Origin of the sequence: Azospirillum sp. TSH20, assembly GCF_003115935.1 — a bacterium.
In the GTDB taxonomy this organism is placed as follows: Bacteria; Pseudomonadota; Alphaproteobacteria; order Azospirillales; family Azospirillaceae; genus Azospirillum.
Map to the genome: position 1 here is coordinate 13980 of NZ_LGQU01000037.1, position 21369 is coordinate 35348.

Below are 21369 nucleotides of genomic sequence, written 5' to 3' on the forward strand. Positions count from 1 at the left end.
CCCGCAGCAAAGCTCGGCATTCACCTAATGCTGCGCTGCGACAAATTGAGGCCTTCCTTGCAAAAGTAATATATCAGACATTGGTGCAGCGCAGAACGGCGCCACCCGGAAATTCTGCGCGGAACTGACGAGTGTCAATGTGTCCGGCCCGCTCCGGATGGACCATTCCCACTGGTCGACAGCCGTTTTCCGCCGGTTTTTGAAAACGCCTTCCCATTGTCGAAGACGCGGCCATGGAGACGACCGTCGCCAGCAGAGAGGACATTTCCGGCATGACCCAGAGCCCACCCTCCACCGCCTCCTCCCGGCCGGCAGCCGCCATCCGCATCATGGACGGCAACGAGGCGGCGGCCTCGGTGGCTTACCGCGCCAGCGACGTCATCGCGATCTATCCGATCACGCCCAGCTCGCCGATGGGGGAGTTCGCCGACGAATGGTCGGCGGCGCGTCGTCCCAACCTGTGGGGCGGCGTGCCCCAGGTGGTGGAGATGCAGTCGGAAGGCGGTGCCGCCGGTGCGGTCCACGGCGCGTTGCAGGCGGGCGCGCTGGCCACGACCTTCACCGCGTCGCAGGGCCTGCTGCTGATGATCCCCAACATGTACAAGATCGCCGGAGAGCTGACGCCCTTCTGCATGCATGTGGCGGCGCGCACGCTGGCGACCCACGCGCTGTCGATCTTCGGCGACCATTCCGACGTGATGGCCTGCCGCCAGACCGGCTTTGCCATGCTGGCCTCGGCCAATGTGCAGGAGGCGCAGGATCTGGCGCTGGTCGCCCATGCCGCCACCCTGCGGGCGCGCGTGCCCTTCCTGCATTTCTTCGACGGCTTCCGCACCTCGCATGAGTTCAACTGCGTCGAGCCCCTCGCCGACGGGGATCTGCGCGCCCTGATCGACGATGCTTGCGTCGACGCCCACCGCCGCCGTGGCCTGACGCCCGACCATCCCGTCGTCCGCGGCACCGCGCAGAATCCCGACGTCTTCTTCCAGGCCCGCGAGGCCGCCAACCCCTGGTACGAGGCCTGTCCGGCCATCGTGCAGGAGATGATGGACCGGCTCGCCGCCCGCACCGGCCGCGCCTACCGCTTATTCGACTATCATGGCCATCCGCAGGCGGAGCGGGTGGTGATCGTCATGGGGTCGGGGGCCGAGACCTGCAACGGTGCGGTCGATCGGCTGGTGGGGGAGGGCGAGCGGGTCGGCTGCCTGACCGTCCGCCTGTTCCGCCCCTTCGCGATTGCCGATTTCGTCGCCGCCCTGCCGCCGACGGTGCGCCGCATCGCCGTGCTCGACCGCACCAAGGAGCCGGGAGCGGTCGCCGACCCGCTCTATCTCGACGTGGTCGCCGCCCTGGCCGAGGCCCGCGCCGCCGATGCCTCCGCAGCCGATCCCATGATCATTGCCGGCCGCTACGGCCTGTCGTCCAAGGAATTCACCCCCGCCATGGCGAAGGCGGTGTTCGACGAGTTGGGCCGCGACCGGCCGAAGCGCCGCTTCACCATCGGCATCACCGACGACGTCACCCATCACTCGGTCCCCTGGGACCCGGCTTGGGGCGTGGAGGAGCCGGGCGTGTCGCGCGCCGTCTTCTTCGGCCTCGGCGCCGACGGCACGGTCGGCGCCAACAAGAACTCGCTCAAGATCATCCAGTCCCGGACCGGCGGCCACGCCCAGGCCTATTTCGTCTATGACAGCCGCAAGTCCGGCTCGACCACCGTCTCGCACCTGCGCTTCTCCAAGGACCCGATCCGCGCGCCCTACCTGATCGGGCAGGCCCAGTTCGTCGCCTGCCACCACCTGCCGCTGATGGAGCGGGTGGAGGTGGTCGAGATGGCCGCCCCCGGCGCCACCATCCTGCTGAACGCCCCCGGCACGCCTGAGCAGGTATGGGGCAGCCTGCCGACGGAGGTGCAGCGCCTCTGCATCGAACGCAAACTGTCGCTGCACGCCATCGACGCCGGTGCGGTGGCGCGCGAGGTCGGGCTCGGCCGCCGCGTCAACACCATCATGCAGACCTGCTTCTTCAAGCTGTCCGGCGTGATGCCCGTCGAGGACGCCATCGCCGAGATCAAGGCGGCCATCGCCAAGACCTACGCCCGCCGCGGTGAGGAGGTGGTGAAACGCAACGTCGCCGCCGTGGATCAGGCGCTGACCCACCTGCGTCCCGTTCCGGTCCCCGACCATGTCACCGCCGACCACGACCGCCCAGCCCCCGTACCCGAAACGGCTCCCGATTTCGTCAAGCGCGTCACCGCCATGATGATCGCCGGACATGGCGACCGGCTGCCGGTGTCGGCCTTCCCGGTGGACGGCACATGGCCGACCGGCACCTCCAAATATGAGCACCGCAACATCGCGGCGGAGGCGCCGGGCTGGAACGCCGACCTCTGCATCGAGTGCAACAAGTGCGTGCTGGTCTGCCCGCATGCCGCCATCCGCGCCACCGTGGTGCCGGAATCGGCGCTGGCCGACGCACCGGCCGGTTTCGAGACCATCCCCTACAAGGGCCGCGAATTCCCCGGCGGCCGTTATCGCCTGCAGGCCTCGCCCGCCGACTGCACCGGCTGCACGCTGTGCGTCGCGGTTTGCCCGGCGGAAGAGAAAGATGGTTCCGGCCGCAAGGCGCTGGAAATGCGCCCGGTCCAGGCACTGGCCGGCCAGCAGGAGGCCTTCGACTTCTTCCGCAGCCTGCCCGCCATCCCGCGCGAGTCGGTCCCGGTCACCGTCAAGCACAGCCAGCTGCTGGAGCCGCTGTTCGAGTTCTCCGGCGCCTGCGCCGGCTGTGGCGAGACGCCTTACATCAAGATGCTGACTCAGCTGTTCGGCGACCGCATGGTGATGGCGAACGCCACCGGCTGTTCCTCGATCTATGGCGGCAATCTGCCGACCACGCCCTACACCACCAACGCCAGCGGCCACGGCCCGGCCTGGGCCAATTCTCTGTTCGAGGACAATGCGGAGTTCGGCCTCGGCCTGCGCGTCGCCATCGACGGCATGGCCGAACAGGCGCGCGACACGCTGGCTCTGCTGTCGGCCCAACTGGAACCCGGTCTGGTGACCGCACTGCTGGAGGCCGACCAGTCCGACTCCGCCGGCATCGCCGCCCAGCGGACCCGCGTCGCCACCCTGATGGCGCAGCTCGCGCCGCTGAAGGACCCGCTGGCCCGCCGACTGGAGCAGCTGGCCGACTATCTGGTCCGCAAATGCGTGTGGATCGTCGGCGGCGACGGCTGGGCCTACGACATCGGCTATGGCGGGCTGGACCATGCGCTGGCCTCCGGCCGCGACGTGAATATCCTGGTGATGGACACGGAGGTCTATTCCAACACCGGCGGCCAGCAGTCGAAGGCAACCCCGATCGGCGCCTCGGCCAAGTTCGCCACCGCCGGCCGGTCGGCGGCCAAGAAGGATCTGGGGCTGATGGCGATGGCCTACGACCATGTCTATGTCGCCCGCACCGCCTTCGGCGCCCGCGACAGCCACACGCTGAATGCCTTTATGGAGGCCGAATCCTACCACGGCCCGTCGCTGGTCCTCGCCTACAGCCATTGCGTCGCCCATGGCTATGAGCTTTCGCACGGGCTGGAGCATCAGAAGCTGGCAGTGGAGAGCGGTCACTGGTCACTCTACCGCCGCGACCCGCGCCGGCTGGCCGAGGGCAAGACCGCCCTGCAACTGGATAGCGGCGCCCCCTCCGCCGGCCTCGCCGCCTTCATGTCCGGCGAGTCCCGCTTCAGCGCGGTCGAGCGTGCCAACCCCGAGCGCTATCACGCGCTGCTGGACGAAGCCGAAGCGGAGATCCGCCGTAAGCGCCACCTGTTCGAGCATATGGCGGGGTTCAAGGAGTAGGGGAGGCGTTAGACCCCCACCCTAACCCTCCCCCGCTCTCAGCGGACCAACGGTCCGCCTGTCGCGTCAGCACAAAGCGGAGCTTTGTGCGAGAGCTGGGCGGGGGAGGGGATTAAGCGCTTGTTCGAAAAAGAAGCGGCAGTCCCTCCCCCGCCCAGCGGGGGAGGTTAGGTGGGGGTCTAACTCCGCAAGAATCCCACTCCCCAACCACAATGCCGCACCCTTTTCCCCTTGCTCCACCCATTAATATATTAGTATATTGAACCCATCGCCCGCGCTTGCCTCCGATGCAGCGGGCTCCGATCTTCAGCTCCCGTAAGGATGCCCAGTCATGCGTTCCCTGACCCGTGACCAGCTTGCCGGCGGCGCGTTCGACGTCGCCCACACCGATGGCGCTCCGACCCTGCCCGTGACCATCCTCCAGGTCGGCGACGGCAATTTCCTGCGCGGTTTCGTCGATTGGATGGTCGATGTCGCCAACGGCCAGGGACTGACCAAAGCTGGCGTCGCCATCGCCCAGCCGCTCGACCAGGGCATCGCCCCGCTGCTGAAGGCGCAGGACAACCTCTACACCGTCCTGCTGCGCGGCATCGAAAACGGGCGCGAGGTCGAATCCCGCCGCGTCGTCTCCTGCGTTTCAGAGGCGCTGAACCCCTACGCCGACTGGGCGCGGATGGTCGAGCTGGCCACGTCCCCGGCGCTGCGCTTCTTCGTCTCCAACACCACCGAGGCCGGCATCGCCGACCGCGAGGAGGCCTATGCCCCCGGCACCTGCCCGGACAGCTTCCCGGCCAAGGTCGCGGTCCTGCTGTACGCCCGCTACAAGGCGTTGGGCGGCAGCGCCGACAGCGGTCTGGTCTTCCTGCCCTGCGAACTGATCGAGGCCAACGGCGCCAACCTGAAGCGCATCGTCCTGGCCCACGCCAAGCGCTGGGGCCTGGAACCCGGCTTTGCCGACTGGGTGGAGACGCACAACCACTTCCTGAACACGCTGGTCGACCGCATCGTCCCCGGCTACCCGAAGGACGAGGCCGCCGCCCTCAGCGCCAAGTGGGGCTATGAGGACAAGCTGGCCGTCGCCGCCGAGCCGTTCCATGTCTGGGTGATCGAGGGTCCGGCCCATCTCGCCGACGAGCTGCCGCTGCACAAGGCCGGCCTGAACGTGGTGTGGACCGACGACCTGCAGCCCTACCGCACCCGCAAGGTCCGCATCCTGAACGGCGCCCACACCGCCAGCGCGCTGGCCGCCTATTGCGCCGGTCTCGACACCGTCAAGTCGATGATGGACGACGCGACCGTCTCCGCCTACCTGAACACGGTGATGTTCGGGGAGATCGTCCCCTACGTGCCCCTGCCGGAGGCGGAGCGCCAGGACTACGCCCGCACCATCATGGAGCGGTTCGGCAACCCCTATATCCGGCACGAGCTGATCTCGATCACGCTGAACTCGGTGTCGAAGTGGCAGGTGCGCGTCCTGCCCAGCCTGAAGGACGCGGTCACCCGCAACGGCTCGGCCCCGGCCGGCCTGTCCTTCTCGCTGGCGGCCCTGCTGCGCTTCTATCGCGGCACGCTGGCCGACGGCGCCTACACCGGCACGCGCGAGGCCGGGTCCTACCCGATCAGCGACAATGCCGAGGTGATCGCCGCCATGAGCGCCGCCTGGGCCGCCAACGCCGGTGATGCCAAGGCGCTGGTCGCCGCCGTCCTGTCCGACGCCCGCCTGTGGAAGGAGGACCTGACCGCCATCCCCGGCCTTGCCGCGCGGGTCGCCGACAGCCTCGCCGCCATCGAGGCGAAGGGCATGAAGGCCGCCATGGCCGAGTTGGTTGCCGGCTGATCCGGCAGCCATTTTATGAAGCGGGGCGTGTCCGATGGGATGCGCCCCGCTGGGCATGACATCAATGACACCCCTTCTGACCCGGCGGATCGCCGAACTGGAACTCGATGCGGCGGTGCTGCGCCATCGCCTGCTGCATATCCCGCTCGCGCTGCAAGAGGATTGCGGACTGCAGGCTTGCCATAGGATCATCGGTCGCGAAGCGCTGACCCTGTTCCGGGCCGTCCGGCAGGAGACGCGCGACGATGACGACGAATGCGACCGTGCGCTCTGCCGGATCGAGGCCGCCTATCAGCTCGTTCACGACGCGATCGAGGCCCTTGCCGTCCTTGCGCTCGCCGATCCGCCGACGCGGCACTGACCGGCCGCCCACTGATGGGCAAGGCCACCTGATGCGTGAGGAAGACCGACGATGCAGACGACCGAAACCAGGAAGCGGACGCGCCGCGGCACCCAGCGGGTGACGATGACCGACGTGGCCGCCGCCGCCGACGTGTCGCCCAGCACCGTCTCGCTCTATCTCCGCCGGCCGGAATCGGTGTCGCGCCACCTCGCCGAACGCATCGCGCGGGTGATCGACGAGATGGGCTATGTGCCCAATCTGGTCGCCGGCAGCCTCGCCGCGGCGCGCAGCCGCACCGTCGGCGTCATCCTGCCGTCGATCCTGAACTCCTTCTTCGCAGAGACCTACAACACGCTCCAGGGCATGTTCCAGGCGGCGCATTACCAGACCCTGCTGGGCGTCAGCGAATTCAGCCCGGAGGAGGAGGAAAGCCTGATCCGCGCCTTCCTCGCCTGGTCGCCGGCGGCGATGGTGGTGACCGGCTTCCACCACACCGAGCGGACCCGCGCCATGCTGGCCTCCTGCGGGGTACCGGTGGTGGAGATGTGGGACATGCCGGGGCACCCCGGCGAGGCGGTCAACATCAGCGTCGGCTTCTCGCATTTCGAGGTCGGCCGCATGCAGACCAGCCACCTCTACGACCAGGGCAGCCGCAAGGTCGCCTATATCGGCGCCGCCGCCAGCCAGGACCTGCGCGTGCGCAGCCGCACCGACGGTTACGAGGCGGAGGTGATGCGCCGCGGCCTGCACGATCCCATCGACTTCACCGTTCCCGATGCGGCGACGACGGAGGTCGGCCGCTGGCTGATCGACGAGATCCTGACCCGCCATCCCGACATCGACGGCGTGGTCTGCTCCAACGACGCTCTGGCGCTGGGCGTGCTGTTCGAGGTCACCCGCCGCGACCTGCGCGTGCCCGACGATCTGGCGGTGGTGGGCTTCGGCGATCTGCCCTTCAGCAACTCCTGCCCGCCGCCGCTGACCACCGTCCGTCCGCCCCAGCGCGAGATCGGCCGTCTCAGCGCCACCCAGATCCTGGCGGCCTTGAACGGCACCCGCGTCACGGCGAAGCACCACAACCTGGACTGCGAACTGGTGATCCGCGGCAGCACCCGGCCGGTCGCGAAGCGGTAGCTTCCGCGTCTTGCCGTTTCCCGATTGCAGGGCATACCCTCAAATTCGGTTATGGCTTTCGGCGTATCTCTGCCGAGCCGTTCACTGGATTGGACAGGGATCATGCAGGCGCAAGGATTGGACGGACCCGGCGGATTCCGGAACTTCATCAGGCGTTTGCCCCGGCTGATGCCGGGCTTGGCGCTACTGCTGGCCCTTGCGGTTCCGCTGTCCGAAGCTGGCGCCGCCAAGCCCGATCGCCTGCAACGGCTGCTCGACCGCTTCCTCGCCGACGAGGAACTGGATGGCGGCATCCTGCTGGTGTCGGGTCCAGACGGGCGGCGGGTGGTGGTGTCCGGCATCGCCGACCGCAAGGGAGAGCGGCCGGTGACGGAGGACACCCGCTTCTACGTCGCCTCCGTCGGCAAGATGGCGACCGCCGCTGCCGTGCTGCAACAGGTGGAGGAGGGCCTGCTCTCGCTCGACCAGCCGGTGCGGGGATTGGCCCCCGACCTGCCGCTGGACAAGCTGGCCAACGCCAACCGGGCGCGTCTGGTCCATCTGCTCGACCACAGCTCGGGCATTCCCGACTACATCACCGACGCCTATCAGGAGGATGAGGCGGCCAAGCCGGAAAAGCTGCCGCGCAACGGCGCTCTGCTCGCCTATGCGGCGGGGGAGAAGGCGACCGGGCCGGTCGGCGGGCATTACGAGTATTCCAACAGCAACTATGTCCTGCTCGGCCACATCGCATCGCTGCGCGACGGCGTTCCCCTCGCGCAGGTTTTGCGGAACCGGGTGCTGGAACAGGCCGGGATGGCTTCGACCAGTGTGGGCGCCGATCCGCGCGACCGCAGCCTTGCCCACGGCTATACCGAGGAGGGCGACGTCAGCCGCCGGTCCTGGGTGGCGACCACCGGCGACGGGCCGCTGGTCACCACCGTCGGCGATCTGGAACGCTTCGTCTTCGCCCTGTTCCGCGACAACCGGCTGCTGGGGGCGGCGACTGTCCGGCGCATGCTGACCCCGTCGGAGAACGAGGAAGGGCAGGGGCTTGGCGTCGCGCTGTGGAAGGACCGCTGGGGACGCGGCGTCGGCCATGACGGGCGTTACGACGGGTTCGAGGCCGATGTCCGCTATTACCCTGGCCGCCGCACCGCGCTGATCTTCCTGACGAACGGCAACCAGCAGAGCGACGGCGCCCTGCTGGATGCGGTGGCGGAGGAGGTATTCAGCCCCTGAGCAGAAAGGCAGTGTGCAAACAGGCGGTGACCGGCCAGCCGCGCACCGGCACACGCAACAGCGACATGATGTCTCGATAATCGACGCTGTGCGTGCTCTGTTGACGGAATTTATTATCGTTAGGATAATAAGTTTCTATAAACACAACTCACAAAGAAGGGTTGGCAGGCTCATGGTGCTCGGACTGCATTCTTCCCGCCGCAACTTCCTTGTCGGGGCCGGCCGTTTCGCAGGCGCGGCGGCCGCGGTTCGGCTTATGCCCGGTTCCGCCTTCGCGGCGGAGGGGGGCGGGGCCTACTGTCCGCCGCCTTCGGCCTGGACGGATCTGGCGAAAGCGGTGAAGGGAGGGGCGGTGCTGCGGCCGGAGGATCCCTTCTTCGCCGATATCTGCCGCCCGAACAACCTGCGCTATGGCGCCACCCTGCCGGCCGGCATCGCGCGTTGCGCGAACCCGCTGGACGTCCAGGCCTGCATCAAGTGGGTGAAGGAGCAGGCCATGCCCTTCGCCGTCCGCTCCGGCGGCCACAGCTACGCCGGCTTCTCCACCACGCCCGGCCTGCTGATCGACATGTCGCTGATGACGGGGGCCGAACTGCTGCCGGGCAAGGACGGGCTGGTCACGGTCCAGGGCGGCACGCTCAACTCCGCCGTCTACAAACAGATGGAGCGGCTGGGCCGCACCATCACCCACGGGCGCTGCGATTCGGTCGGCGCCGCCGGCTTCCTGCTGGGCGGCGGCATCGGCTTCAACATGCGCAAGTTCGGCATGGCGTCCGACCTGCTGCGGGCGACCGAACTGGTGACGGCGGACGGCAGCCATGTGAAGGCCGATTCCGCCACCGAGTCCGCCCTCTATTGGGCCTGCCGTGGTGGTGCCGGCGGCAATTTCGGCATCAACACCTCCTTCACCCTGGAGACCCGCCCGGCGGAGCCGGTGACGGTGTTCAATCTGGTCTGGACCAAGGATCTGCCGAAGGTCCTGAAGCTTCTGCTGACCGAACTGGCGGCTGCCCCAGACGAGTTCGGCAGCAAGATCAACGTCACCATCCCCAGCTGGCAGGAACGTTGCGCCAATGTGCCGCTGAAGCTGTCAATCCTCGGCCAGCTGCACAAATCGAACCTGACGCTGAAGGACATCTTCAAATCCACCTGGGAGCTGATCGACAAGGTCCAGTCGCAGGTGAAGGAGAATGTGCCCTATTGGACGGCACAGGACTTCCTGGTGGAGACGACCTTCCCCTACTACTACCAGGAAAAATCCAGCTACATGAAGGCCGCGGACATCGGCGACGAGGCCATCGCCGCGATGTTCGATTGGGCGGCGAAGATGCCCGCCACCTCGATGCCGGTGGCCTTCAAGTTCTTCCAGGTCGGCGGCGCCATCAACCGCGTCGGCCCGACCGAGACCGCCTATGTCCACCGCGGCTACGACTGGCTGTTCTCGGTTGAGGCCAACTGGTGGCGGCCGACGGACTCCGCCCTGCTGATCGAGCAGGCGCTGGAGTGGCAGCAGCGCTTCTACGACGACGTCAACCGCCGCACCAGGGCGCAGGGCGCCTTCCAGAACTTCCCCGATCCGTCGCTGGCCGATTGGCAGCGGGCTTATTACGGCGAAAATCTCGCCAAGCTGGCCCAGGTGAAGAAGGCGGTCGACCCGGCCATGCTCTTCACTTTCGCCCAGGCGATTCGCCCGGCGTAATCACGGCGGAAAGGCTGCGGGTTCAGTCCGCCCGCAGCCCCCGCGCCTGGAACTGCTCCCGCACCCGCTCCACCAGCTCGCGCGAGGGTGGTTCGGTGTCGGTCAGCATGTATTTGCGCCCCAATGCCTTCCATTTATGCTCGCCCATCTTGTGGAAGGGCAGCACGTCGACCCGGTCGACCACTCCCAGTCCGGCGACGAACTCGGCCAGCCCGTCGATCTCGGCCGCGTCGTCGGTCAGGTTGGGGACCAGCACATAGCGCAGCCAGATGCGCTTGTTCATCCCGGCGAGCCGCTCCGCGAACTCCAGCGTCGGGCGCAGCGGAACGCCGGTCAGGTGGCGATAGGTCTTCTCGGAAAACGCCTTGATGTCGAGAAGGACGAGATCGACATCCTCCAGCAGATGATCGTCGGCATGGTTGCCGAGGAAGCCGGAAGTGTCGAGCGCGGTGTGCATGCCCAGCGCCTTCGCCCCGCGCAGGATGGCGGCGGCGAACTCCGGCTGCACCAGCGGCTCGCCGCCGCTCAGCGTCAGCCCGCCATGGGCGCGCTTCAGGAATTCGGCATAGAGAGCAATGTCGTCGAGGACTTCGGTCGAGGTCGTCCGCGTCCCGTCATGCATGTGCTGGGTGTCGGGGTTGTGGCAGTACAGGCAGCGCAGCGGACAGCCTGACATGAACAGCACATAGCGGATCCCCGGCCCATCCACCGTGCCCCCGGTCTCGACCGAATGGACCCAGCCGGAAACGGAGCCGGGGCGGGCTTGGGGGAGGGTGGGAGGCTGTGTCATGGGAGCTTGCTCTTTAAAAAAATCGGACCGCCTCGCCCTCTCTCCCCCGGGGAGAGGGAGGGGACCCACGCCGAAGGCGTGGGGAGGGTGAGGGGGCCGGCGCGCTTAGCGCGCCGCCAAGGGGCATACTGCCCCTTGGCAATCCCCTGGCACAGGCTGGCGCCTGTGCTGCCCCCTCACCCTAACCCTCTCCCCAGGGGGGAGAGGGGATTTTACAAGGGTGAGTTGGTCGCTCCTCAATGCTTGTCGTGGAACGTCCGGCTGATCACGTCGAGCTGCTGCTCGCGCGTCAGCTTGATGAAGTTCACCGCGTAGCCGGACACCCGGATGGTCAGCTGCGGATACAGCTCCGGATGGTCCATGGCATGAAGCAGCGTTTCACGGTCGAAGACGTTGACGTTGATGTGGTGGCCACCCTGGTGGGCATAGCCGTCCAGCATGCCGACCAGATTGCTCACCCGCTCGTCCTCGGTGCGGCCCAACGCACCCGGGACGATGGTGAAGGTGTAGCTGATGCCGTCCTGCGCGTGCGAATAGGGCAGCTTCGCCACGCTGGCCATCGACGCGATGGCGCCCTTCCTGTCCCGCCCGTGCATCGGGTTGGCACCCGGCGCGAAGGGCTGGCCGGCCTTGCGGCCGTCCGGCGTGTTGCCGGTCTTCTTGCCATAGACCACGTTGGAGGTGATCGTCAGCACCGACTGCGTCGGCATCGCGTTCCGGTAGGCCTTCTGCTTGCGCAGCGCCGTCATGAAGCGCTCGACCGCCCACACCGCGATGTCGTCCACCCGGGCGTCGTTGTTGCCGAAGGCCGGATAGTCGCCCTCGATCTCGAAGTCGGTGGCGAGGCCGCTGGCGTCGCGGATGACCTTCACCTTGGCAAACTTGATCGCCGACAGGCTGTCCGCCACCACGCTCAGGCCGGCGATGCCGCAGGCCATGGTGCGCAGGATGTCGCGGTCGTGCAGGGCCATCTCCATCCGCTCGTACATGTACTTGTCATGCATGTAGTGGATGGCGTTCAGCGCGTTCATGTAGACCTTGGCCAACCACTCCATCATCGGCTCGAAGCGGGCCATGACCTCGTCATAGTCCAGCACGTCGCCGGTGATGGGCGCGAAGGCCGGGCCGATCTGCTCGCCCGAAACCTCGTCCTTGCCGCCGTTGATGGCGTACAGCAGCGTCTTGGCCAGATTGGCGCGGGCGCCGAAGAACTGCATCTGCTTGCCGATGCGCATCGCCGACACGCAGCAGGCGATGCCGTAATCGTCGCCCCAATAGCCGCGCATCAGGTCGTCGTTCTCGTACTGGACCGAGCAGGTCTTGATCGAGGTGTCGGCGCAGAAGCGCTTGAAGCCGTCCGGCAGCTGTTCCGACCACAGGACCGTCAGGTTCGGTTCCGGCGCCGGACCCAGATTGTGCAGGGTCTGCAGCATGCGGAAGTTGGTCTTGGTGACCAGCGTCCGGCCGTCCAGCCCCATGCCGCCCAGGCATTCCGTGACCCAGGTCGGGTCGCCCGAGAACAGCTGGTCGTATTCCGGCGTGCGCAGGAAGCGGACCATGCGCAGCTTCATCACGAAATGGTCGATCATCTCCTGGGCTTCCGCCTCGGTGATGACGCCGTCGCGCAGGTCGCGCTCGATGTAGATGTCGAGGAAGCTGGACACCCGGCCCAGCGACATCGCCGCGCCGTTGGCTTCCTTCACCGCCGCCAGATAGGCCAGATAGGTCCACTGCACCGCTTCCCGCGCCGTCGCGGCCGGATGCTTGACGTCGAAGCCGTAGGAGGCGGCCATCTCGACCAGCTCCTTCAGCGCGCGGATCTGCTCGGAGATTTCCTCGCGCAGGCGCAGGACGTCCTCGTCGATGCGGCTGACCTCCAGCGAGGCGAGCTGGGCCTTCTTGTCCTTGATCAGGAAATCGGCGCCGTAGAGAGCCAGCCGGCGATAGTCGCCGATGATGCGGCCGCGGCCGTAGGCGTCGGGCAGGCCGGTGATGACGCCGGACTTGCGGCAGCGCAGCATCTCGGGCGTGTACACGTCGAACACGCCGTCATTGTGCGTCTTGCGCAGGGCCGGGAAGATCTCTTCCAGCTTCGGCGACGGGGTGAAGCCGTAGGCTTCCAGGCCCGTCTTGACCATGCGCCAGCCGCCGAACGGCATGATCGCGCGCTTCAGCGGCTTTTCGGTCTGCAGGCCGACGATGACCTCCAGTTCCTGGTCGATGTAGCCGGCGGCGTGCGAGGTGATGGAGGCGAAGACTTCGGTGTCGGCGTCCAGTACGCCGCCCTTGGCGGCGCGTTCCTGCTTCAGCAGGTCGGTGACCTTGGCGAACAGCGCGGTGGTGCGGGCGGTGGGACCGGCGACGAAGCCCGCGTCGCCTTCATAAGGGCACAGGTTGCGCTGGATGAAATCGCGGACGTCGACCGAGCGGCGCCAGACGCCCGGGGCGAAACCGCGCCAGGGGTCGGCGGCGGACTGCTGCTCCGTTGTCTGGGCAAGTCCGTCCATCAGCAGGGTGTCCATGATGACTCCTCAGAGATTCAGACGTCGGCGCGGATCATAGGCCGTGTCGGCAGTCTCGTGGTGCCCGCGAACCGCGCGGGACGATTGGAAGCATAGGCGCGATGGGCGCCGGATTCGTTGATACACGTCATATTTTCAGAGCGGGCGGTGGACGGCAGATGCCATGGTTGGATGCCGTGATTTGCGCCCGCTCTGTAGTTTTACTACATACTCCCGGACGGGCTTCCGGACAAGGCGAACCGGCTCGACATTTTGTCGCAGGGCCAAGTCTGACAGCTTGGAAACGCTTGGAAAGGACGCTTCGGCCGGGTGATGGAATCGGTCGTTCGCAGCGCTGTATATGTAGCTTTGCTACATGTGCTAGGCTGACCCACAATCAGAAGGGAGAGCCCCCAAATGCTGGCGAGAATCGCCGCCGTCCGCGACCAGATCCGGCCCTCGGAACGCAAGCTGGCCGACTATGCGATGGCCCATCCGGGCGACGTCATCAACCTGTCGATGGCCGAACTGGCCGACCGGGTCGGGGTGAGCGAGCCGACGGTGGCGCGTTTCTGCGCGGCTCTCGGCTGCCGCGGCTTTCGCGAATTCAAGATCAAGCTGGCGCAGGACATCGCCGGCGGCATGCCCTTCCTGCACCAGGACCTGTCGGCGGGCGGGGAGTTGAATGCCGAGGGCGGGGTGCCGGGAGCGGTGCTGGCCGGCAAGCTGTTCGACCGCACCATCGCCACGCTGATGCAGGTGCGCAACAATCTGCCGGCCGACGCGGTGGACCGCGCCGCCGACGTTCTGGCCTCCGCCCGGCGGATCGAATTCTACGGTTCCGGCAATTCCGGCACGGTGGCGGAGGATATCCAGCGCAAGTTCTTCCGGCTGGGCATGCCGACGGTCGCCTACACCGACTCCCACGTTTATTTCGCCTCCGCCCTGACTCTGGCGAAGGGTGACGCGGTGGTCGCGGTGTCCAGCACCGGCCGCACCCGTGACATCCTCGATGCCGTGCGGAACGCCCGCAAGGCCGGCGCCGACGTGGTGGCGCTGACCCGCTCCGGCTCGCCGCTGGCGGAGATGGCGACGGTCAGCCTCGTCGCCGACATCGCCGACGATTTCGACATCCATTCGCCGATGACCGTCCGCATCGCCCATCTGGTCCTGGGCGACATCCTGTCGATCGCCGTGGCGTTGCGCATGGGCGACACGTTGCAGGAACGGCTGAAGCGCCACGACCGCGCCGTTGACGCTCATGTGTCGGAGACCGTGTCGGCGCGGGCCGGCGATAGTTAAGACAGGTCAGAGGTTCGCATGGACGGGCCGCAGGCCGCGTCCTTTTCAACAAACGCGCCAAAAAGGAGCGAAATCCTATAAAATCCGGCCTTCTCATCCGCATGCGGAGGCCGGTCAGATGGAACAGCATCAGGCATCATGTTTCACCATGTTCCATCCACCGGACACCCTTCCTTTCGGAAGGACAGGTCGCTGCGACATGGAACGACTGCCGGGATCCTGTTCCACGCTGTTCCATCCGCCCGGCCCTCTACCCAATCGGGCGGCGGGTTCAGCGGCTTCCCGGCAGCGTCGCCCCGCCGCGGGCATAGACTTGGATCGGCCGGCAATCCTCGTCCAGCGTGACAACCAGGGAGCCGGGCTGGTCCTTCAGATAGACCCAGGCGTCCCAGCGGACGATTGCGTCGCGGAACTCGTCGCGGTAGAGGCCGTAGCTCAGGCCGCGGATATCACCGGCCGGAACATGCATCCCCGTCAGCACCGCCGCGGTCTGCGGGTTGCACTCGCCCGCGGAGTAGCGCTCCAGCGCGCTCAGCACCGCCGGGTCGGGCTGCGCCACCGGCGGGGGCGAGATGACGGAGGCGCAGGCCGAGACCAGAAGGGTCAGCGCACCGGCCGCGCCGGCGGCGGCAATCTTCGGCATGGTCATGGAGGACACCACGGGTTCTTCTCGTCTTTCCGGAAATATGGGCGCGGGTCGCTGCGGCGTCGACTGCACGTTCGGCAGGCCTCCTGCGTCATGTTCGCCGACCTGCCGTCGTCGCGCCGCGCCGCCCTTGCCTCCCGCCCGCCTTTGGCGCAAGAGGTGACGGGAGAAAGTCCCTGCACCGTTCACGCTGCGGAGCCCCAATCGCCATGAGCACAGATCAGATCACCACCGCCTTCACCCCGACCTGCGACCTGTTCGACCGTTTCAAGGACGATGCCCGCTACGTCCTGCCGGGCTTCCGCGACTTCGGCGCCGTCACCCGCTTCACCGGCGAGGTCGTCACCGTGAAGTGCCTGGAGGACAATTCCCGCGTCAAGGAACTGCTGGCCACCCCCGGCGCCGGCCGCGTCCTGGTGGTTGACGGCGCCGGCAGCCTGCGCTGCGCCCTGATGGGCGATATGATCGCCGCGTCCGCCGTCAAGAACGGCTGGGCCGGCGTGGTGATCTGGGGCTGCGTCCGCGACGTGGCGGAACTGGCGACCCTGCCGCTCGGCATCAAGGCGCTGGCGTCGATCCCGCGCGCCTCCACCCGCCGCGACCAGGGGCTGGTCGACGTGGCGGTGGAACTGCCCGGTGCGGCGGTCCGTCCCGGCGACATCCTGTTCGCTGACGAGGACGGCATCGTCCTGCTGACGCCGGAGCAGGCCACAGCGCTGAAGTAAAGCGGGGTTGGCAAAGTGGTCATACCAAGCGCCGGTAATACCAGTGCAAAAAGAATGGCTGCTTCATCCTGCCCGCTTCACGTAAGCGGGGCGCCCCCTTGCACTTTCATTTAAGCGGGCATATAAACCCGACCTGAGTTCAAGCGGGCCGTCTCACGGTTCCCATCCAAGGGCCGGCCTTTCATTTATGAGGAACCCTGCCGTGCTCGAAGCCTATCGCCAGCACGCGGCCGAACGCGCCGCCCTCGGAATCCCGGCTCTGCCCCTGACCGCGAAGCAGACGTCGGAGCTGATCGACCTGCTGAAGGCCCCGCCGGCGGGCGAGGAGGCCTTCCTCCTCGACCTCATCACCCACCGCGTTCCGGCCGGCGTCGATGACGCCGCCCGCGTCAAGGCCGGCTTCCTGGCCGCCGTCGCCAAGGGCAACGACAGCTCGCCGCTGATCTCCAAGGTCAAGGCCACCGAACTGCTGGGCACCATGCTCGGCGGCTTCAACGTCCAGCCGCTGATCGACCTGCTGTCGGACGCCGAATGCGGCGCCGCCGCCGCGGAAGGCCTGAAGAAGACCCTGCTGGTCTTCGACTTCTTCCATGACGTCAAGGAACTGGCCGACAAGGGCAACGCCAACGCCAAGGCGGTGCTGCAGTCCTGGGCCGATGCCGAGTGGTTCACCTCGCGTCCGGAAGTCCCGGCGTCGATGACGCTGACCGTCTTCAAGGTGTCGGGCGAGACCAACACCGACGACCTGTCGCCGGCCCCGGATGCCTGGAGCCGTCCGGACATCCCGCTGCACGCGCTCGCCATGCTGAAGAACCCGCGTCCGGGCATCGAGGCCGACGAGCCGGGCCAGCGCGGCCCGACCAAGCAGCTGGAAGCGCTGAAGCAGAAGGGCAACCTGATCGCCTATGTCGGCGACGTGGTCGGCACCGGCTCCTCGCGCAAGTCCGCCACCAACTCGGTGCTGTGGTTTACCGGCGAGGACATCCCGTTCGTCCCGAACAAGCGTTTCGGCGGCGTCTGCCTCGGCACCAAGATCGCCCCGATCTTCTACAACACGATGGAAGACGCCGGCGCCCTGCCCATCGAGTTGGACGTCAACAAGATGGAGATGGGCGACGTCATCGAGCTGCGCCCCTATGAAGGCAAGGCCCTGAAGAACGGCGAGGTCATCGCCGAGTTCACCGTGAAGTCCGAGGTGATCTTCGACGAGGTGCGTGCCGGCGGCCGCATCCCGCTGATCATCGGCCGCGGCCTGACCGCCCGCGCCCGCGAGGCGCTGGGTCTGGCTCCCTCGACCCTGTTCCGCCAGTCCGCCGCCCCGGCCGACACCGGCAAGGGCTTCACGCTGGCCCAGAAGATGGTCGGCCGCGCCTGTGGCTTGGCCGAAGGCAAGGGCGTCCGTCCGGGCACCTATTGCGAACCGAAGATGACCACGGTCGGGTCGCAGGACACCACCGGCCCGATGACCCGCGACGAGCTGAAGGACCTGGCCTGCCTGGGCTTCTCGGCCGACCTCGTGATGCAGTCCTTCTGCCACACCGCCGCTTATCCGAAGCTGGTGGACGTGAAGATGCACCATGAGCTGCCGGACTTCATCTCCACCCGCGGCGGCGTCGCGCTGCGTCCGGGCGACGGCGTCATCCACTCCTGGCTGAACCGCCTGCTGCTGCCGGACACCGTCGGCACCGGCGGCGACAGCCACACCCGCTTCCCGATCGGCATCAGCTTCCCGGCCGGCTCCGGTCTGGTCGCCTTCGCCGCTGCCACCGGCGTCATGCCGCTGGACATGCCGGAATCGGTCCTGGTCCGCTTCAAGGGCACGATGCAGCCGGGCGTCACCCTGCGTGACCTCGTCAACGCCATCCCGCTCTACGCGATCAAGGCCGGTCTGCTGACGGTCGAGAAGAAGGGCAAGAAGAACATCTTCTCCGGCCGCATCCTGGAGATCGAGGGTCTGCCGGATCTGAAGGTCGAGCAGGCATTCGAGCTGTCCGATGCTTCGGCCGAGCGGTCGGCGGCGGGCTGCACCGTGCAGCTCAGCAAAGAGCCGATCATCGAGTACATGACCTCCAACATCACGCTGATGAAGTGGATGATCGCCAACGGGTACGCCGATGCGCGCACCCTGGAGCGCCGCATCAAGGCGATGGAGGCTTGGATCGCCGATCCGCAGCTGCTGAAGCCCGATGCCGACGCTGAGTATGCCGCGGTGATCGAGATCGATCTGGCCGACATCAAGGAGCCGATCCTGGCCTGCCCGAACGATCCGGACGACGTGAAGACGCTGTCCGAGGTCGCCGGCGACAAGATCGACGAGGTGTTCATCGGTTCCTGCATGACCAACATCGGCCACTTCCGCGCCGCCGGTAAGATCCTGAACGGCAAGTCGGACATCCCGACCCGCCTGTGGATCGCCCCGCCGACGAAGATGGACGCGATGATGCTGACCGAGGAAGGCTATTACGCCACCCTCGGCAAGGCCGGCGCCCGCATGGAGATGCCGGGCTGCTCGCTGTGCATGGGCAACCAGGCGCAGGTCCGCAAGGGTTCGACCGCCATCTCGACCTCGACCCGCAACTTCCCGAACCGTCTGGGTATTGACACCCGCGTCTACCTGTCGTCGGCCGAACTGGCCGCCGTCGCGGCGCTGCTGGGCAAGATCCCGACCACCGAGGAGTATCTGGCCCAGGTCGGCGTGGTGAACCAGGCCGCCGCCGACATCTACCGCTACATGAACTTCGACCAGATCCCGGCCTTCCAGGAAGTCGCGGACAAGGTCGCCGTCCCGGCCTGATAGCCGGACACAGCGGTCGCTAACGAAAACCCCCGTCGGAGCGATCCGGCGGGGGTTTTTTTGTTGCCATTCCCTCTTCCGAGGAAATGCTTGACGTTTAACGTTTTCCGTTATATGGTGTTTGAATGATACGCAGTTTCCGTGATCGGCGAACCAAGGCGCTGTATGACGGCGAAGCCGTCCGTCAGTTCGGTGCCATCTCCAAAGTCGCTGTTCGGAGACTGGACATGCTGAACGCTGCGGCAGTGTTGGAGGATTTGCGTTCGCCACCGGGGAACCGACTGGAAGCGCTCAGAGGAGATCGAGCTGGGCAGCATAGCATCCGCATCAACGACCAATGGCGTGTCTGCTTCGTCTGGCGCGAGGACGGCGTCTACGAGGTGGAGATCGTTGATTACCATTAGGAGGGGGGATCAGACGATGCGCGTCAAAACACATCCCGGCGAAGTCCTGCGGGAGGAATTCATGGAGCCGCTGGGGCTGACGGCCAATGCGCTGTCCATTGCTCTGCGTGTTCCCGCCACCCGGATTGGCGAGATCGTCAACGAACGTCGGGGCATCAGTGCCGACACCGCCTTACGCCTTGCCCGTTACTTCGGCACCACGCCACAATTCTGGCTGAACCTGCAGTCCGACTATGACCTGTCGGTTGCCGCCAGCGAGCATGGCGCGGAGATCGAACGCGACGTCCATCCCCGCGCAGCGTGACGCTCACCAACGTCGACATCGCCCTTATGACTGTGTTTCACTATTCCTCTGGCCCGCAATAGGCGGTTCCATCCTCCGCCCGTGCCGGCTTTTCCAGATAGATCCCCCGGCGTGGGATGGCGATACCGTCGAACTCGTCGGCCAGCCGGTGCAGCGCGGTTCGCATCTCGGCTCCGTGCATTGGTTCGCCATGGCCGGTGATGACCAGTTCCGGTTCCAGGGCCGCCAGCCGGGCGACTGAATCCTTGGCCTTGTCCCATTCGACGGTGAAGTACATGGGCGGTCCGTGCATTTCCGCCCGCTGAACCGCCACTGCATAGGCCGACTCCTGCCCCGTGGTGACGAAGGCGTCGCCGACGATCATCGAGCGGTCTTGCTCCCGCCAGAAGGAGACATGGCCGACGCTGTGCCCCGGTGTGTGAACCCAGCGCCAGCCGGGCATCACCGGAACCGATCCATCCTCGGGCAGGGCTCGCAAGCGGGAACTGACGTCCACCGGCTTGCGCGGATAGAAGCGCGCCAATGCCGCCATCGCGCCGCCGCCGACCGACGGATCACCGGGCGGGTAGGCGGCCTGCCCGTTCAGATAGGGGTGCTCCAGCGGGTGGGCGTACACCGGGGTATCCCACTCTTCCGCCAGATCCTCCAGCGCCCCGACATGGTCGAAATGGCCGTGGGTCATGACGATGGCGGCCGGCCGTGAATCGCGGCCGAACCGCTCCGCCGCCGCGCTGCGGATGAAGCCCTTGGTGCCGATCAGTCCGGTGTCGATCAGCACCCATTCGCGGTCGCCGGCTCGCGGCGGACCCCAGAACACCACATTGACGATGCCGAGCCGCCGATAGGCGAGGTCGGGCGCAATCTCGTGCGTATGGTCGTTGCGCAGCGCGTCGAGTGCCGGATCGATCGCGCTGCTGTCCTCCGACAAGGGGATCTGCCTGGCCATGGTCGTTCCTCTCCTGCCCGTGTCTTACGACAACAGCATGGAGCGGCGCTTGTCCTGCGATCCCCTGCCGGTCCAGCCTCTTTACGGCATGAATTGGCCGCCATTCACATCCAGCACCTGCCCGGTGATGTATCCGGAGCAGGCGTGGGAGGCGAAGAACAGGAAGGTCGGCGCGCATTCCTCCGGCTTGCCGAAGCGGCCCATTGGAATGCCGGTCGACACGCGGGCTTTTGCCGCCTCGTCCTTGTCGGCATGGAAGGCGGTATCGAAGGTACCCGGCGACACGGTGTTGAACCGGATACCCTCCTTGGTGTGGAAGGCGACCCAATTCTTCTGGATGTTATGCAGCCACGCCTTGGCCGCCCCATACAGCCCGGCGCCCGGCCCGCCGCCGGTATATCCAGCGACCGATCCCACCAGGATCACCGAGGACGTTTGCCCGCTGTCCTTGGCCGACTGCCGCAGATGCGGCAGGGCATGCTTGGTGGTCATCAGGGCGGAGCGGGCGTTCAGGTCGGTCACCGCGTCGAAGAACTCGTCGTCGATCTCCTCCAGCGGCTTGCGGCTGACCAGCCCGCCGGCATTGTTGATCAGCACGTCGATACCGCCGAACCGTTCGACGAAGGCGTCCACCACCGCCTTGCAGGCAGCGCTGTCGCTCAGGTCGCCGGCGAAGAAGGCAGCTTCGCCGCCCGCCTGCTCCATCGCGGCCAGGGTGGAGTCGAGATTGGCCGGCGCCTTGCGGCCGTTGATGCCGACCTTGGCGCCGCAGCGGGCGAAAGCCTGAGCCGCGGCCAGCCCGATCCCCTGGGTCGAGCCGGTGATGAGGACGCGGCGGCCCTTCAGATCGTCGAACATGGACAGGTTTCCTTCGT

At 66.7% G+C, this 21369-nt stretch carries 16 protein-coding genes; 11 read left to right on the forward strand and 5 right to left on the reverse strand.

The window, feature by feature from the left end:
• The first annotated feature begins 329 nt into the window (after positions 1-329).
• The 6 genes from nifJ (at position 330) to TSH20_RS10490 (ending at position 10082) form a co-directional block, all read left to right on the forward strand.
• Positions 330-3848, forward strand: a complete 3519-nt coding sequence (gene nifJ, locus TSH20_RS10465) for a pyruvate:ferredoxin (flavodoxin) oxidoreductase (protein WP_109074712.1) — start codon at positions 330-332, stop codon at positions 3846-3848.
• Positions 3849-4179: 331 nt separating this feature from the next.
• Positions 4180-5685, forward strand: coding sequence for a tagaturonate reductase (locus tag TSH20_RS10470; RefSeq protein ID WP_109074672.1), 1506 nt, complete (start codon positions 4180-4182; stop codon positions 5683-5685).
• A gap of 64 nt (positions 5686-5749) precedes the next feature.
• A complete protein-coding gene (locus tag TSH20_RS10475; RefSeq protein ID WP_109074673.1) occupies positions 5750-6046 on the forward strand; it encodes a hypothetical protein in 297 nt (98 codons plus the stop codon).
• Between the two features lie 51 nt (positions 6047-6097).
• Positions 6098-7162, forward strand: a complete 1065-nt coding sequence (locus tag TSH20_RS10480) for a LacI family DNA-binding transcriptional regulator (protein WP_109074674.1) — start codon at positions 6098-6100, stop codon at positions 7160-7162.
• A gap of 177 nt (positions 7163-7339) precedes the next feature.
• On the forward strand, positions 7340-8383 hold the full coding sequence (locus TSH20_RS10485) for a serine hydrolase domain-containing protein (protein ID WP_247871375.1): 1044 nt from the start codon (positions 7340-7342) through the stop codon (positions 8381-8383).
• Positions 8384-8639: 256 nt separating this feature from the next.
• Entirely contained in the window at positions 8640-10082 is a 1443-nt protein-coding gene (locus tag TSH20_RS10490; RefSeq protein WP_247871374.1) for an FAD-binding oxidoreductase, read from the forward strand.
• 22 nt (positions 10083-10104) lie between these two features.
• On the opposite strand, the gene pflA is transcribed toward TSH20_RS10490, so the two are convergent.
• Positions 10105-10872 carry a pyruvate formate-lyase-activating protein gene (pflA, locus tag TSH20_RS10495; RefSeq protein WP_109074676.1) on the reverse strand — a complete coding sequence of 256 codons (768 nt, stop codon included), beginning with the start codon at positions 10870-10872 and terminating at the stop codon, positions 10105-10107.
• A gap of 236 nt (positions 10873-11108) precedes the next feature.
• A complete protein-coding gene (gene pflB / locus TSH20_RS10500; protein WP_109074677.1) occupies positions 11109-13394 on the reverse strand; it encodes a formate C-acetyltransferase in 2286 nt (761 codons plus the stop codon).
• A gap of 396 nt (positions 13395-13790) precedes the next feature.
• Between pflB and TSH20_RS10505 the strand changes: the two genes are divergently transcribed.
• A complete protein-coding gene (locus TSH20_RS10505; RefSeq protein WP_109074678.1) occupies positions 13791-14675 on the forward strand; it encodes a MurR/RpiR family transcriptional regulator in 885 nt (294 codons plus the stop codon).
• 271 nt (positions 14676-14946) lie between these two features.
• Here TSH20_RS10505 and TSH20_RS10510 read toward each other — a convergent pair whose 3' ends face one another.
• A complete protein-coding gene (locus TSH20_RS10510; RefSeq protein ID WP_109074679.1) occupies positions 14947-15324 on the reverse strand; it encodes a hypothetical protein in 378 nt (125 codons plus the stop codon).
• Positions 15325-15530: 206 nt separating this feature from the next.
• Between TSH20_RS10510 and rraA the strand changes: the two genes are divergently transcribed.
• From rraA to TSH20_RS10530, 4 genes are all read left to right on the forward strand, one after another.
• The gene (rraA, locus tag TSH20_RS10515; protein ID WP_109074680.1) at positions 15531-16046 is read left to right on the forward strand and encodes a ribonuclease E activity regulator RraA; all 516 of its coding nucleotides are present in this window, start codon (positions 15531-15533) and stop codon (positions 16044-16046) included.
• Between the two features lie 202 nt (positions 16047-16248).
• The gene (acnB, locus tag TSH20_RS10520; RefSeq protein ID WP_109074681.1) at positions 16249-18840 is read left to right on the forward strand and encodes a bifunctional aconitate hydratase 2/2-methylisocitrate dehydratase; all 2592 of its coding nucleotides are present in this window, start codon (positions 16249-16251) and stop codon (positions 18838-18840) included.
• A 125-nt stretch (positions 18841-18965) separates the two neighbouring features.
• The gene (locus TSH20_RS10525) at positions 18966-19244 is read left to right on the forward strand and encodes a type II toxin-antitoxin system RelE/ParE family toxin (protein WP_109074682.1); all 279 of its coding nucleotides are present in this window, start codon (positions 18966-18968) and stop codon (positions 19242-19244) included.
• A gap of 16 nt (positions 19245-19260) precedes the next feature.
• Positions 19261-19548: a HigA family addiction module antitoxin gene (locus TSH20_RS10530; RefSeq protein ID WP_109074683.1), complete on the forward strand. Its 288-nt coding sequence runs from the start codon at positions 19261-19263 to the stop codon at positions 19546-19548.
• A gap of 40 nt (positions 19549-19588) precedes the next feature.
• On the opposite strand, the gene TSH20_RS10535 is transcribed toward TSH20_RS10530, so the two are convergent.
• Entirely contained in the window at positions 19589-20494 is a 906-nt protein-coding gene (locus TSH20_RS10535; RefSeq protein ID WP_109074684.1) for an MBL fold metallo-hydrolase, read from the reverse strand.
• A gap of 81 nt (positions 20495-20575) precedes the next feature.
• The gene (locus tag TSH20_RS10540; protein ID WP_109074685.1) at positions 20576-21352 is read right to left on the reverse strand and encodes an SDR family NAD(P)-dependent oxidoreductase; all 777 of its coding nucleotides are present in this window, start codon (positions 21350-21352) and stop codon (positions 20576-20578) included.
• Positions 21353-21369: the final 17 nt, after the last annotated feature.